The sequence below is a fragment of the Xanthomonas hyacinthi genome (assembly GCF_009769165.1).
GTDB lineage: Bacteria > Pseudomonadota > Gammaproteobacteria > Xanthomonadales > Xanthomonadaceae > Xanthomonas_A > Xanthomonas_A hyacinthi.
The window spans coordinates 3107093-3120524 of record NZ_CP043476.1 but is presented as its reverse complement, the minus strand read 5'-3'; the positions used below and the strand labels follow the sequence as shown (position 1 = coordinate 3120524).

At 72.0% G+C, this 13432-nt stretch carries 11 protein-coding genes; all 11 read right to left on the bottom strand.

Going from position 1 to position 13432, the window contains the following annotated elements; translation table 11 throughout:
• Positions 1–221 precede the first annotated feature (221 nt).
• Entirely contained in the window at positions 222–2222 is a 2001-nt protein-coding gene (tkt, locus tag FZ025_RS13670; protein ID WP_046980603.1) for a transketolase, read from the bottom strand.
• Positions 2223–2389: 167 nt separating this feature from the next.
• Complete coding sequence (locus tag FZ025_RS13665) at positions 2390–3685, bottom strand: dicarboxylate/amino acid:cation symporter (RefSeq protein WP_046980604.1); 1296 nt, start codon at positions 3683–3685, stop codon at positions 2390–2392.
• Between the two features lie 118 nt (positions 3686–3803).
• Positions 3804–5531, bottom strand: coding sequence for a BatD family protein (locus FZ025_RS13660; protein WP_046980612.1), 1728 nt, complete (start codon positions 5529–5531; stop codon positions 3804–3806).
• A 47-nt stretch (positions 5532–5578) separates the two neighbouring features.
• Complete coding sequence (locus FZ025_RS13655) at positions 5579–7393, bottom strand: VWA domain-containing protein (protein WP_046980605.1); 1815 nt, start codon at positions 7391–7393, stop codon at positions 5579–5581.
• Positions 7390–8421 carry a vWA domain-containing protein gene (locus tag FZ025_RS13650; protein WP_046980606.1) on the bottom strand — a complete coding sequence of 344 codons (1032 nt, stop codon included), beginning with the start codon at positions 8419–8421 and terminating at the stop codon, positions 7390–7392. The genes FZ025_RS13655 and FZ025_RS13650 overlap by 4 nt, the downstream gene beginning before the upstream one ends.
• Positions 8418–8873 carry a DUF4381 family protein gene (locus FZ025_RS13645; protein ID WP_046980607.1) on the bottom strand — a complete coding sequence of 152 codons (456 nt, stop codon included), beginning with the start codon at positions 8871–8873 and terminating at the stop codon, positions 8418–8420. Before FZ025_RS13645 ends, FZ025_RS13650 begins: the two co-directional genes overlap by 4 nt.
• Positions 8870–9799 (bottom strand): DUF58 domain-containing protein, encoded by a 930-nt coding sequence (locus tag FZ025_RS13640; RefSeq protein ID WP_046980613.1) that lies wholly within the window; start codon positions 9797–9799, stop codon positions 8870–8872. The genes FZ025_RS13645 and FZ025_RS13640 overlap by 4 nt, the downstream gene beginning before the upstream one ends.
• 122 nt (positions 9800–9921) lie before the next feature.
• On the bottom strand, positions 9922–10941 hold the full coding sequence (locus FZ025_RS13635) for an AAA family ATPase (protein WP_046980608.1): 1020 nt from the start codon (positions 10939–10941) through the stop codon (positions 9922–9924).
• Between the two features lie 339 nt (positions 10942–11280).
• Positions 11281–12258, bottom strand: coding sequence for a thiamine-phosphate kinase (gene thiL / locus FZ025_RS13630; protein WP_104558222.1), 978 nt, complete (start codon positions 12256–12258; stop codon positions 11281–11283).
• Positions 12259–12412: 154 nt separating this feature from the next.
• Complete coding sequence (gene nusB, locus FZ025_RS13625) at positions 12413–12880, bottom strand: transcription antitermination factor NusB (RefSeq protein ID WP_046979541.1); 468 nt, start codon at positions 12878–12880, stop codon at positions 12413–12415.
• Entirely contained in the window at positions 12877–13344 is a 468-nt protein-coding gene (gene ribH / locus FZ025_RS13620) for a 6,7-dimethyl-8-ribityllumazine synthase (RefSeq protein WP_046979540.1), read from the bottom strand. Before ribH ends, nusB begins: the two co-directional genes overlap by 4 nt.
• Positions 13345–13432: the final 88 nt, after the last annotated feature.

Here is a 13432-nt window from a genome sequence, read left to right as displayed (position 1 = left end):
GGTCACCCCGCTCGGCGTGACGCATGCCCGCCACGTATCTTGATTCCGGCGATGACCCTTGTGGGAGCGACTTCAGTCGCGACGGGCGTTACCGATAAAGCCCGTCGCGACTGAAGTCGCTCCCACAAATAGCAGCATCATCTGCATTGCGACAGCACAGACACACGCAAGAAAAAGGCCGGCTTGCGCCGGCCTTTTTCGTTCCCGCGGGATACGGCGGGTTACAGCGCCTTCGCCGCCGCGACCACGTGCTCGGTAGTGATCTGGAAGTACTGGTACAGCTCCTCGGCCGGTGCCGACGCGCCGAACGTGTCGATGCCGACCACCGCGCCGTCCAGGCCCACGTACTTGCGCCAGAAACCGGTGACGCCGGCCTCCACCGCCACGCGCTTGCGCACCGCGTTCGGCAGCACCGATTCGCGGTAGGCCGCGTCCTGGCGGTCGAACACGTCGGTCGAGGGCATCGACACCACGCGGGTCTTCAGGCCCGCGGCGTCCAACACTTTCTTCGCGTCCACGGCCAGGCCGACTTCCGAACCGGTGCCGATCAGGATCACGTCCGGCACGCCGCCCTCGGCATCGGCCAGCACGTAGCCGCCGCGTTCGATCTGCTTGATCTGCGCGTCGCTGCGCGCCTGGAACGGCAGGTTCTGGCGGCTGAACACCAGGCAGCTCGGGCCGTCCTGGCGGGTGATCGCGGCCTTCCAGCTCACCGCCGACTCGACCGTGTCGCACGGACGCCACACGTCGTTGTTGGGGATGTAGCGCAGCGCGGCCAGGTGTTCCACCGGCTGATGGGTCGGGCCGTCTTCGCCCAGGCCGATCGAATCGTGGGTGTAGACGTGGATCGCATGCGCCGGATTCAGCGCGCTCATGCGCACGCCGTTACGCGCGTAGTCGCTGAACACCAGGAAGGTGGCGTCGAACGGGATGAAGCCGCCGTGCAACGCAAGACCATTCGCGATCGCGGTCATGCCGAACTCGCGCACGCCGTAGTACACGTAGTTGGCGTTCGGGTCGTCAGTGGCGACCGACTTGCTGGCCTTCCACAGGGTCAGGTTGGAATGCGCCAGGTCGGCCGAACCGCCGATCAGTTCCGGCAGCAGCGGCGCGAACGCTTCGATCGCCATCTGCGAAGCCTTGCGCGAGGCGATGGTCTGCGCCTCGCTTGCCTGCTTGGCGATGTAGGCATCGGCCTGGGCGATGAAGCCGTCCGGCAGCTCGCCGTGCGAGCGGCGGGTCAGCTCCGCGGCCGCGGCCGGGTATTGCCTGGCGTACTTGTCGAACGCCTGCTCCCACTCGGCCTGGCGCAGCGTGCCGGCGCCACCGGCGCGCCAGCCGTCGTAGATCTCCTGCGGGATCTCGAACGGGCCGTACGGCCAGTCCAGCGCCTTGCGCGCGCCTTCCAGCTCTTCCTTGCCCAGCGGCGCGCCGTGCGCGGATTCCTTGCCGGCCTTGCTCGGGGCACCGAAGCCGATGGTGGTGCGGCAGCAGATCAGGGTCGGCTTGTCGCTCTCGCCGATCGCGGCCTCGATCGCGGCCTTGATCGCGTCGGCATCCTGGCCGTCGACATCGCGCAGCACGTGCCAGCCATAGGCCTCGAAGCGCGCCGGGGTGTTGTCGCTGAACCAGCCGGCGGTGTTGCCGTCGATGGAGATATGGTTGTTGTCCCAGAACGCGACCAGCTTGCCCAGGCCCCAGGTGCCGGCCAGCGAGGCGGCCTCGTGCGAGATGCCTTCCATCATGCAACCGTCGCCCATGAACACCCAGGTGCGGTGATCGACGATCTGGTGCTCGGGGCGGTTGTAGCGCTGCGCCAGCAGCTTCTCGGCCAGCGCGAAACCGACCGCGTTGGCGAAGCCCTGGCCGAGCGGACCGGTGGTGGTCTCCACGCCCGGGGTTTCGCTGCGCTCGGGGTGGCCGGCGGTCCTGCTGTGCAACTGGCGGAAACGCTTCAGCTCGGCCAGCGGCAGCTCGTAGCCGGACAGGTGCAGCAGCGCGTACTGCAGCATCGAACCGTGGCCGTTGGAGAGCACGAAGCGGTCGCGGTTGAACCACTGCGGATTGTTCGGATTGTGGCTGAGGAAATCGTTCCACAGCACTTCGGCGATGTCGGCCATGCCCATCGGCATGCCGGGATGGCCGGACTTGGCAGCCTCGACCGCGTCGGCGGCGAGGAAACGGATCGCGTTGGCGAGCTGGCGGCGGGTAGGCGTCGTCATGAGGGTTCTGTTGGAAGCGGGCGCGGGGCGTCGGGTTCGCCATTGTCCCACAGGCGCGGGACTCGGGACTCGGGACTCGCAACAGGCTGGCGGCCACGGATCCCGATCGCCTATCGCATTAACCACATACCCCAAACGGTCACGGATAGCGCTTCACGAGTCCCGAGTCACGAGTCCCGCCCACCTTCCTCGCCCTTCGCCACCAACGTGGTCAACGCCAGATCGCCGGTCACGTTCAGCGCCGTGCGGCACATGTCCAGGAAATGGTTGACGCCCAGGATCATGCCGATGCCGACCGGGTCCACCCCGACCATCGCGCAGATCAGCGCCACCACCGGCAGCGAGCCGGACGGCACGCCGGCGGTGCCGATGCCGCCGAGGATGCACACCAGCATCACCATGAACTGCTGCGCGATGCTCAGTTCCACGCCGAAGAACTGGGCGAGGAAGATCACGGTGACGCCTTCGAACAGCGCGGTGCCGTTCTGGTTGGCGGTGGCGCCGACCGTCAGCACGAAGCGCGAGACCTTGTTCGGCAGGCCCATCTCGTCGGCCACGCGCAGCGCGGTGGGCAAGGTGGCGTTGCTGGAGGCGGTGGAGAACGCCATCACCGTGGCCTCACGGGTGGCGCGGAAGAACCACAGCGGCGAGCGCCCGGCGAAGCGCACCGCCAGCCCGTAGGTCACCACCATGTGCAGGCCCAGCGCCAGCACCACCACGCCGACGTAGGCGCCGAGCCGGACCAGCAGTTCGAAGCCGAACAGCGCGGCCAGGTTGAACATGAAACAGGCCACCGCGTACGGCGCCAGGCGGATCACCAGCCCGATCAGGGTCATCGAGATCTCGAAGATGCCCTCGATGCCGCGCCGCAGCGTGGCCACCTTGGCCTCGTCGCTGAGCACCATGCCCACGCCGAACATCACCGCGAAGAACATCAGCGACAGGATCGCGCCGTTGCTGGAGGCGGCGGCGACCACATTGTCGGGCACGATCGACAACAGCATGTCCATGCCGCGCGGCTGCTGCTTGCTCTGGTCGACGATCTGCGCGGTGCGCTCCACGTTCTGCTGCAACAGCTGCTGCGCCAGTTCGCGGTCCACGCCCATGCCCGGCTTGAGCAGGTTGACCAGGACCAGGCCGAGCAGCACCGCGATGCCGGACAGCACCACCGTATAGCCCAGCGTCTTCCAGCCGATCCGGCCCAGCGCGCGGATGTCGCCCATCTCGGAAATGCCCATCACCAGCGCCGAGAACAGCAGCGGCACGATCAGCATGAAGATCAGATTGAGGAACAGCTTGGACAACGGCGTGGTCAGGTACTTGGTCAGCGCCTGCACCCAGGCCGCATCGCCGCCCACGCTCAGGTGCACGGCCAGGCCGAACACCAGCCCGAAGACGAAGCCGATCGCCATCTTCCAATGCAACGGCATGCCGGTCTTGGCCTTCACGGGGGTGTCGGTCATGGCGTGCGCCTTGCGAGGGGAAACGGCGAGCTTAACAAACCCCTACCGGCGGGCCGCAAGCCCGCATCGCCCGGCGAGTGACCTGCAGGCGTCGCCAATCAGGGCCGCGACGACGTCCTCACGCGTCGCGCGGATACAGCGGCGGCAGGTCGTCGCTCGCCTTCTTGCGTTGCACGCCACCGCGCCAGTGCGGCCCGGCCCAGAACGCGGCGCGCAGCGCGGCACGCGCGCCGGGCACGTCGCCTTCGCCGCCCCAGCGTGCGCGCTGCAGGCGCAGCACCGCCTCGCGTTGCGCCGGGTCGTCCAGGCGGGTCAGCAGCCCGTCGAGGTCGGCGACGCCGGCCTGCGCGCACAGGATCGCGGCGACCTCGTCCAGGCCGCCGCCGTCCAGCGCCTTGCGCAGGTCGGGCAGGCCGTAGCGCGCGCGCGGCGCAGCCGGTGCCGAGGCTGGAACGGGGTACGCGGCCGTCGGCACATGCGAACCGCGGCCGCGGCGCCAGGCCCAGACCAGCGTGGCGAGCCACAACAGTGCGAACAGCGCGGCGAGCGCCATCCATAGCGGCACCGAACCGAGCCATCCGGGCACCGCGTGGGTCGACGTCGCCGCATTGCCGGCCGGGGCCGCCGCATCCACGCTCGGCACCGGCGCGCTGGCCGGGGCCGCGGGCGCGGCGGGCACGCCGCGTCCGGGCAGCACCTGCAGGGTCAGATCGGGCAACGTGGCCTCACGCGCGGTGCCGGTGGCCACGTCCCACCACGGCACGCGCAGCCCGCTGACCCGCAACGGCCCCGCGGTTTGCGGCACGATCGAGTAGCGCCGGGTGATCTTCAGTTGCGGGCTGCCATCGACGAACGTCTCGTCGAACTGCGGCGGCTCGGCGAATACCTGCGCGCCATCGACGCTCGGCGTCGGCAGCTCCGGGAACTGCGCCTGGGTGGCGCCGCGCGCGCTGGCCTCGACCACGATGTCGGCCGCCTCGCCCACCGCCGCGCGCTGCGGCGTGGCGGTGTAGCGCAGCCGCAGGTCGTGCAGCGGCAGCCACGGCTGCGGCGCATTGGCCGGTTGCGCGCGCACCTGCAGGGTCTGCGCCGCGCTGCGCGCGCTGAGGTCGCCGCCGCGGCCGAAATAATCGTCGAAGAAGCCGCTGGGGCCGCGCCCGCGAAAGCGCGCGCCGGGCAGGGTCAACGGCCCGCTGCGCTCGGGCACCAGTAGGAAACGGCGCTCGACGATGGTGAACATGCGCCCGTCGATCTCGCGCCGGCTCTGGATGTCGTCGCCGATGCGCTGCAGCGCGGCGCCGGCCGGCGGATCCAGGTCCAGTTCGCCCGAACTCAACGACACGCCCAGGTACAGCCGCACCACCACGCCGACGCTCTGCTGCACGTACGGCTGCGCGTCGTCGGCCACGGTCTGCACCAATACGTCGGCATTGCCGAGTTGCGCCGGATCGCCGGCGCGGGTGCTGCCGGCCGGCGCCGCGGCGGCCGCGGCGACCTGCAGCCGCAGCGGCGCGGTGCGCTCGTTGCCCACGTGCAGCGACGGGATTTCCAGCGTGCCGGTGGCGCGCGGGGTCAGCGCCACGCCGAACAGCGACTTGGCCGCGACCTGGCCGTTGACCATCTGCATCTGCCGGCTGTTGACCGCGTCGCTGAGCGCGAACTGCGCGCGCAGCGGCGCGTACTCCGGCGCCGCCAGGCCCTGGTCGGTCTCGATGTTGAGGGTGACGCTCTCGCCGGCGCCGATGCTGTCGCGGTCCAGCCAGGCGCGGGTGGCGGCCGACGCCGGCAGCGCCAGCGCGGCCAGCAGCGCCAGCGTTGCCCACCGCGCCAGCCTTGCCGACCGCATCTGCGCGGCGCACCCGCATCCGCGCCAGCGGCGTTGCTTGCGTTCGATCATGGTCCTTCCCGCTGCCTGCGTTCGTGTTCGAGCTTGAATTTGGCGCGCAGCAGGTTGCCCGGATCGTCCGGCACGCGCCGCAGCCAGGCCTCCACCGCCTGCCGCTGCTCGCGCTGCTGCGGAGTTTCCGCGGCAGCGGCGGCGGCGCGTGCGGCCGCCTGCTTGCCCGCCGTGCCCTGCTGCGCCATCGCCTGCTGCATCTGCTGGCGCTGCGCCGCGTCGGCCTGCTGCTGCGCCTGCGCATCGCCCGGCTTCGGTGGCCCTGGCGGCGACGCATCCTTCTCCTTGGACCCCGCCTGCGACTGCGCATTCTTCTGGCCCGGCTGGCCTTGCGCATCCGCCGGCGCCGGCGCCTTGGCCTGGGCCGGGTCCTGGCCCTTGGGCCCGCCGCCGGCGCCCGGCTGCGACTGGCCCTTCTGGTTCTGCTGCGCTTGGTCCTTGCCCTGCTGTCCCGGCTTGTTCTGCGCGGAGTCGTTCTGCCCGGACTGGCGCTTGCGCGCGGCATCGACCGCGGCGCGGTTGGCGCGCGCATCGGCCATCTGCGGATGCTGTCGCAACGCCTTGTCGTAGGCGTCGATCGCCTCGTCGTAGCGGCCCTGGCGGGCCAGCGCATTGCCCAGGTTGTACCAGCCCTGGTCGCTGTCGATGCCTTCGAACTGGTGCTGCGCGGCGGCGAAATCGCCCTTGCGGTAGGCCTGCACGCCCGCGTCCAGACGCTGCTGGCGCACCTGGTCGGGACGCCGCCACCAATCGCCGCCGACCGCCTCGGCGGCCGCCGCATGCGCCGGCAGCGGCATCGCCAACGGCAGCAGCAACAGCAGCAGCACGGCGCCGCCAGCGCGGCGGCGGAACGCGGACAGGGCCAGCAGCAACAGCGGCGGCAGCAGCCAGTAGCCCTGATCCAGCCAGACCCGGCCGCTGTGCTCGCCGGCGGCCGTCGCGTCCTGCTGCTGCGCCGGTTGCAGCACGCCCAACTCGCGCAGATCGGCATCGGTGGGCGCCAGCGTGGCATAGCGGCCGCTGCCGGCGGCGGCCAGCGCGCGCAGCGACGCCGCATCCAGCTGCGCGTGGCCGACCCCGCCCTGGCCATCGCGATAGGCCGCGCCCTGCGCGCTTCCCAGTCCCAGCACCGACACCCGGTAGCCCTGCCCGGCCGCGCGCGCCGCGGCCTGCCGCGCTGGCGCATCGGCCTGGTCGCTGAGCAGCAGGATGTCACCGCGGGTGAACCCGGCCTGGCGCAGCAGCTGTGCCGCCCAATCGATGGCCAGATCGGTACGCTGTCCAGGCGCCGGCATCACCTGCGGCGACAGCGCGTCCAGGAACAAGGCGACGTTGGCCGCGTCATCGGTCAACGGCGCGACGGTATAGGGTTCGCCGGCGTAGGCCAGCAGCGCCACTTCGCCGCCGGCGCGCTCGCGCAGCAGCGTCGCCAGCTTGGCCCGCGCCTGCAGCAGCCGCGACGGCGGCAGGTCGCCGGCCTCGATCCGCGGCGACAGGTCCAGCGCGATCACCAGCGGCGTGCGCGACTGCCACAGCGGCTGCTGTTCCTGGCGCCAGCTCGGCCCGGCCAGCGCCACGACCGCCAGCAGGTAGCCGAGCGCGGCCAGCCACAACCCGGACAGCGATTGCCGCCCATCCTCCTTCGCCAGCAGATGCGGCAGCAGGTGCGCGTCCACCGCGTGCCGCCACACGTTGCGGCGCCGGCGCCGGCGCAGCCAGCTCCAGCCCAGCAACGGCAGCAACGCCAACGCCCACAGCCACTGCGGACGCAGCAGATGCAACGTCTCCAGGAAACCGAGCACCGCGTTCATTGCCGCCTCCAAGGCCACACGAAGGCGATCAGTCCCAGCAGCAGCGCCGCGCCCAGCGGCCACGCATAGCGCTCGATCCGCGGACGCACCGCCGGACCGGCCGAACGCACCGGTTCCAGGCGCTCCAGCTCGGCATAGATCGAGACCAACTGGTCGGTGTCGCGGGCGCGGAAGAAACGCCCGCCGGTGTCCTGCGCGATCTTGCGCAAGGTGTCCTCGTCGACCTGGTCGTCGCCGCCGCCACCGGGCATCGGCAAGCCGAACAGCGAATAGCCGCCGGTGCCGCCGAAGGCGATGGTGTAGACGCGCACCTGCTCGGCCTTGGCCAGTTCCGCGGCCTTGGCCGGTTCCAGCACGCCGGCGGTGTTGACCCCATCGGTGAGCACGATCAGCACCCGGTCGCCCTGCGGCTGCTCGCGCAGGCGCTTGACCGACAGCGCGATCGCGTCGCCGAGCGCGGTCTCGCGCCCGGCCAGGCCGACCACGCTGTCGCGCAGCTGGTCGCGCACCGTCGCCAGGTCGGCGGTCAGCGGGGTCAGCGCATACGCCTGCTGGCCGAACACCAGCAGGCCGATGCGGTCGCCGTCGCGGCGGTCGAGGAAGTCGGCCAGCACCGCCTTGGCCGCGGTCAAGCGGCCCACCACGCGCCCGCCCAGGGTCATGTCCGGCTCGCTCATGCTGCCGGACAGGTCCACCGCCAGCATCAGCTGCCGTGCCTGCTGCGGCGGCGAGATCGGCTCGCCCAGCTGCAGCGGCCGCGCCGCCGCACCGCACAGGCAGAACCAGGCCAGCCAGGTCAGCCACAGGCCGACCCGCCACAGGCCACCGCGCGCCGGCGCTGCGGCCACCGCCTGCAGCTGCGCGGCATACGGCACGCGCAGGGCCGGCGCGCTGCCGCGCTGCGCCGGCAGCAGCCGCCCCGCCAGCAGCGGCAACGGCGTCGCCAGCCACATCCACGGCCAGGCGAAGCCGGCGAGCAGGTCGCTGAGGCTTTGCCAGTGCTGCGAGAGCATGCTCATCGCGATCATCCCCGGCGCCCGTCCATCAGCTCGAGGAAGCGGCGCCGCGCCAGCGGCAGCAAGGCTTGCAGCTGCGCATGGTCCAGTTCGCGCCGATAGCCGCCGTCGAGCAGCACCCGGCCCGGACCGACGGAGAACTCCTGGCGCTTGCCGCCGTCGAGGAAGTGCAGCCATGGCTCGCCCTGCAACGCGGCGGCGGCCGGGTCGCGGCGCCGCGCCGCGCGGCGCAGCAGCTCCGACACCGCGGCCACCTGCGCGGGCGCAGCGCCGCGGCCGAGCGCGGCATCGAACTGGCGCTGCCAACGGCGCCGCCGTGCGCGCCGCCAGGCCCACAGGCCGAGCGCGATGCCCAGCGCCAGCAGCAGCGCCGCGCCCAGCAGCCACCAGCCCGGCGCCGGCGGCCACCACGGCGGCGCCGGCGGCAGATGCACGTCGCGCAGCGGCAGTTGTTGCGGCGTCATCGCGGCGCGCTCCCGCCCGGCGCCGGCAGCAGCCAGGATTCGCTGCTCGCATCGCTGCGCAGCACGCGCACCTGCACGCCGCGGCCGGGCAGTTCGGCCGCCAGGGCCTCCAGCGGCGCGACGAACTGTTCATGCCAGCGCTGCTGCGCGCCGGCCGCCTGCAGGTCGATGTCCACCCGGCGGCCGCCGGCCCAGAACGGCAGCGCCGCGCGCGGCGGCTGCAGTTCCAGCGCGTCGGCCAGCAACAGCAGGACCACGTCGTTGTGCAGCGCCAGCCCGGCCCAGCGCGTCGCCGGAATCGCGTGCGCGCTGGCCGGGTCGGCAAGCACCACCAGCCGCGAGCCGGGCCGCAGCAGCTTGGCCGCGTGCTCCAGCGCCACGCCGAGGCCGGCATCGTCCTGCGGCGGCTGCGCATACCAGCGCGCCAGCGCGTCGAGCACGCGCAACGCGCCGCGCGGTCCGGCCGCCGGCGGTACCGGCGCCTCGCTGCGGCTGCCGCGCAAGGCGGCGAGGCGATCGCCCTGGCGCTGCGCGGTCCACGCCGCCACCGCACCGGCACGCGCGGCCTGCACCGACTTGAAACGCACGCGGGTGCCGAAATACAGCGTCGGCGCGGTATCGGCCACGATCAGGCTGAGCCGCTCGCGCTCGGCCTGGAACAGCTTGGTATGGGTGCGCCCGCTGCGCGCGGTGAGCCGCCAGTCGATATGGCGCACGTCGTCGCCGGCCACGTATTCGCGCGACTCGGCGTATTCCATGCCGCGCCCGCGCAATGCCGCCGGCGCGCTGCCGCTGAGGCCGTGACGTCCGCGCCGCGGCGGCGGCACCCGCGCCACGCTCGCGCGCAGCGCCACCAGCTCGGCCAGGGTCGGGCGCACGCCGTCGCCGCCGCTCGCGGCGTCGGCGCGTGGCGTCGGCGGAGGCATCGCCTGTACCGCCATCGTCGCTTACCTCGCCTGCGGCACGCTGCCGCAGGCTGGCCGCACAGCGGCGCGACACGCCGGCGTGCTGCGGCGCTGCGGCCGCCCGGATTGGCGCTGCCGCTCGCTCAAGGCGGCGGCACCTTGTCCAGCAGCGCGGCGACCAGACGATCGCCATCCCAGCCCTCGGCCGTGGCTTCGTAGCTGGGCAGCACGCGATGGCGCAGCACGTCCGGCGCGACCGCGCGCACGTCGTCCGGGGTCACGAAGTCGCGCCCGGCCAGCCAGGCACGTGCGCGCGCGCAGCGCTCCAGCGCGATCGAGCCGCGCGGGCTGGCGCCCCAGGCGATGCGCCGCGCCAGCGCCGGGTCGTAGCCGCTGGCGTCGCGCGAGGCCAGCACCAGTTCGATCAGGTAGCGCTCCAGCGGCGGCGCCATGTGCAGCGACAGCAGCGCACGCCGCGCGGCGAACACGTCCTCCAGCGGCAGGCGCGGTGGCGCGGCCTCGCCGTGGTCCAGGGTCTCGCGCGCACGCTCGCGCGCCAGGCGCAGGATCTCGGCCTCGGCGGCCGCCTCCGGATAGCCGATCCGCACGTGCATCAGGAAGCGGTCCAGCTGCGCTTCCGGCAGCGGGAAGGTGCCTTCCTGCTCGATCGGGTTCTGCGTCGCCATCACCAGGAACAGCTTCGGCAGCGCATAGGTATGCCGGCCGACCGTGACCTGGCGCTCGCCCATGGCTTCCAGCAACGCCGACTGCACCTTGGCCGGCGCGCGGTTGATCTCGTCGGCGAGCAGGATCGGATGGAAGATCGGCCCGGGCAGGAACTCGAAGCGGCTTTCCTGCGGCCGCCACACCTCGGTGCCGGTCAAATCGGCCGGCAACAGGTCCGGGGTGAACTGGACACGGGCGAAATCCGCTTCCAGCCGCGACGCCAGCGCGCGGATCGCGGTGGTCTTGGCCAGGCCGGGGGCGCCTTCGACCAGCAGGTGGCCATCGGCGAGCAGCGCGATCAGCAGGCGTTCCACCAGCGCGGACTGGCCGACGATGGTTTCCGACAGGCCGTCGCGCAGGGCCAGGAAGGCCGCGTGCAGGCGCTGCTGCTCGGACGCGGCGGGATGAAGGTCGAAGCTCGAGGGCGTGGTGTTCATGCGCCGAGTTTGACCCATCGGCGATGAAATGGTTCTGCGCGCCGCGCGCCAGGTGTCAGGAAATTCAGATTGTCGTCAGCGGCGCCCCGACCTAGGGCGTGTCATCCATTCCCGTGTGGGCCGGGGTGCCGTGTGCGGCGCCCAGCCTGCCACGCCGCCACGCACCACCACCTGGGCGCCGGACACGGCAACCTGGCCTCCGGTGGGCATCGGCCAGCGGCCGGGCAGGTTCGAGCAGATGGCGTGCTGCAACAGTCCGGCCGAGAAGCCACGGCGACCGTGCATCCGCAGCGACGCGTAGATCGCCGGTTCCCGGCCACGCCGGTCTCGCCGTTTCCGCTAGCCGGCGAAAAAATGCTCGTAGCCGCGCCGCGGCGGTTGCCAGGGCTGGCCGTGCGCATCGCGCACGACGATGCCGCCACCGGCGACGATGCGACCGATCGGCGTGGCTTCCTCGCCGATCGCCTGCAACGCCTGCACGATGGCCGCGCGCTGCGCCGGCGCGGCGGTGAAGCACAGTTCGTAGTCGTCGCCGCCGCCCAGTTGCCAGGCGTGCACCTGTGCGGCGCTCGCCTGTGCCGGCGCGGCGGCGGCCGGCAGCGCAGCCAGCCACAGTTCGGCGCCGACGCCGCTGCGCACGCAGATGTGCTCCAGGTCGGCCAGCAGGCCGTCGGAGATGTCCACGCAGGCGTGCGCCAGCCCGCGCAGGCGCAGCCCGGCCTGCACCCGCGGTATCGGCCGCAGCAGGCGCTGGCGCAGATGCTCGTGGATCGGATCGGCGACGACACGGGCCACGTCCAGGCGCCCGGCCTGCCACAGCGCCAGCGCCGCGGCGGCCTCGCCCGGACGGCCGCTGACCCAGATCTCGTCGCCCGGCTGCGCGCCGTCGCGGCGCAGCGCGGTGCCGGGCGCCACGCTGCCGATCGCGGTGACCGACAGTGACAGCGGCCCGCGCGTGGTGTCGCCGCCGGCCAGCACGATGGCGTGCGCGTCGGCCAGCGCGAAGAAGCCGTCGGCGAAGGCGTCGACCCAGCCCGCATCCTCGTGCGGCAACGACAGCGACAGCGTGCACCAGCGCGGCTGCGCGCCCATCGCGGCGAGGTCGGACAGGTTCACCGCCAGGGTCTTCCAGCCCACGTCGGCAGGCGCTGTCTCAAGCGGAAAGTGCACGCCGGCATTGAGCGTATCGGTGGTGATCGCCAGCTGCTCGCCCGGCGGCGGCTGCAGCAGCGCCGCATCGTCGCCGATGCCCAGCGGTACGTCCGCGTGCGTCCCGATCCGGGCACGCAGGCGATCGATCAGATCGAATTCGGGCATTGGGGGGGCCGGGAATGGGGAATCGAGAAAGGGGAATGGTAAGAGCGAGGGCAACAGCCGGGGCGTCAACGCTCGCAGGGGCATTCGCCGCGGCTGTAGCTTCTAGCTTCTAGCTCTTGCCATTCCCCATTCCCTGCTCCCCATTCCCAGCCTTTCAGCCACCCGACTCGACCGTGCGCCACTCCAGCGCGGCGCGATCGAGCACGCCGTTGACGTAGGTGTGGCCGTGTTCGGAGCCGAAGCGCTTGGCGGTCTCGATGGCTTCGTTGATCACCACGCGGTACGGCACGTCGTGGCGGTGCAGCAGTTCGTAGGCGGCCAGGCGCAGTACCGCGCGCTCGATCGCGTCCACTTCCTCGACCGTGCGGTCCAGGTAGCCGACCAGCGCCGCGTCCAGTTCGGCGCGGTGCTTGAGCACGCCTTCGACCAGGTTCTCGAAATAGACCAGGTCGGCGAGCTCGTGCGCCTGCTCGTGCGCGAACTGCGCGATCACGTGCGGTGCGGTGCCACCGGCGATCTGCCAGGCATAGATCGCCTGCAGCGCACGCCGGCGCGCGCGCGAACGCAGCACCGGATCGACGCCGTCGCGGCGGATGTGCCTGTGGCCAGCGGACTTGTTCATGGCAGCAGCTCCAGCAGATTGACCATTTCCAGCGCGGTCAGCGCTGCTTCCTCGCCCTTGTTGCCATGGCTGCCGCCGGCGCGCGCCTCGGCGTCCTCGACCTGCTCCACCGCCAGCACGCCGTTGAGCACCGGGATGCGGAAGTCCAGCGACACCCGCAGCAGGCCTGCGGCGCAGCCATCGGCCACGTGTTCGTAATGGCGGGTGTCGCCGCGGATCACGCAGCCCAGCGCGATGATCGCCACGTGCCGGCCGGCGGCGGCCAGGCGCGCGGCGGCCAGCGGCAGTTCCCAGGCGCCGGGCACGCGGATCACGTCCACCACCTCGTCGGCGATGCCGTTGCCGGACAGGCTCGCGCGCGCGCCGGCGACCAGCACGTCGGTGATGCGCGCGTTCCAGCGGCTGGCGATGATCGCGAAACGGGCCGCGGCAGGAGCACGGAGGTCGCCTTCGTAGTGGGTCATGGCGGTGGCGGGTTCAGGGGGTGGGAGAGTTTAGCAGGCGGCGTGTTGGGGACTCGGGACTCGCAAGAGCTTAAGACGCCGATCGCCG

Excerpts from the sequence above, each read along its gene's own strand:
- tkt (WP_046980603.1), bottom strand. The coding sequence starts at position 2,222 with ATGACGACGCCTACCCGCCGCCAGCTCGCCAACGCGATCCGTTTCCTC.
- FZ025_RS13665 (WP_046980604.1), bottom strand. The coding sequence starts at position 3,685 with ATGACCGACACCCCCGTGAAGGCCAAGACCGGCATGCCGTTGCATTGG.
- FZ025_RS13660 (WP_046980612.1), bottom strand. The coding sequence starts at position 5,531 with ATGCGGTCGGCAAGGCTGGCGCGGTGGGCAACGCTGGCGCTGCTGGCC.
- FZ025_RS13655 (WP_046980605.1), bottom strand. The coding sequence starts at position 7,393 with ATGAACGCGGTGCTCGGTTTCCTGGAGACGTTGCATCTGCTGCGTCCG.
- FZ025_RS13650 (WP_046980606.1), bottom strand. The coding sequence starts at position 8,421 with ATGATCGCGATGAGCATGCTCTCGCAGCACTGGCAAAGCCTCAGCGAC.
- FZ025_RS13645 (WP_046980607.1), bottom strand. The coding sequence starts at position 8,873 with ATGACGCCGCAACAACTGCCGCTGCGCGACGTGCATCTGCCGCCGGCG.
- FZ025_RS13640 (WP_046980613.1), bottom strand. The coding sequence starts at position 9,799 with ATGCCTCCGCCGACGCCACGCGCCGACGCCGCGAGCGGCGGCGACGGC.
- FZ025_RS13635 (WP_046980608.1), bottom strand. The coding sequence starts at position 10,941 with ATGAACACCACGCCCTCGAGCTTCGACCTTCATCCCGCCGCGTCCGAG.
- thiL (WP_104558222.1), bottom strand. The coding sequence starts at position 12,258 with ATGCCCGAATTCGATCTGATCGATCGCCTGCGTGCCCGGATCGGGACG.
- nusB (WP_046979541.1), bottom strand. The coding sequence starts at position 12,880 with ATGAACAAGTCCGCTGGCCACAGGCACATCCGCCGCGACGGCGTCGAT.
- ribH (WP_046979540.1), bottom strand. The coding sequence starts at position 13,344 with ATGACCCACTACGAAGGCGACCTCCGTGCTCCTGCCGCGGCCCGTTTC.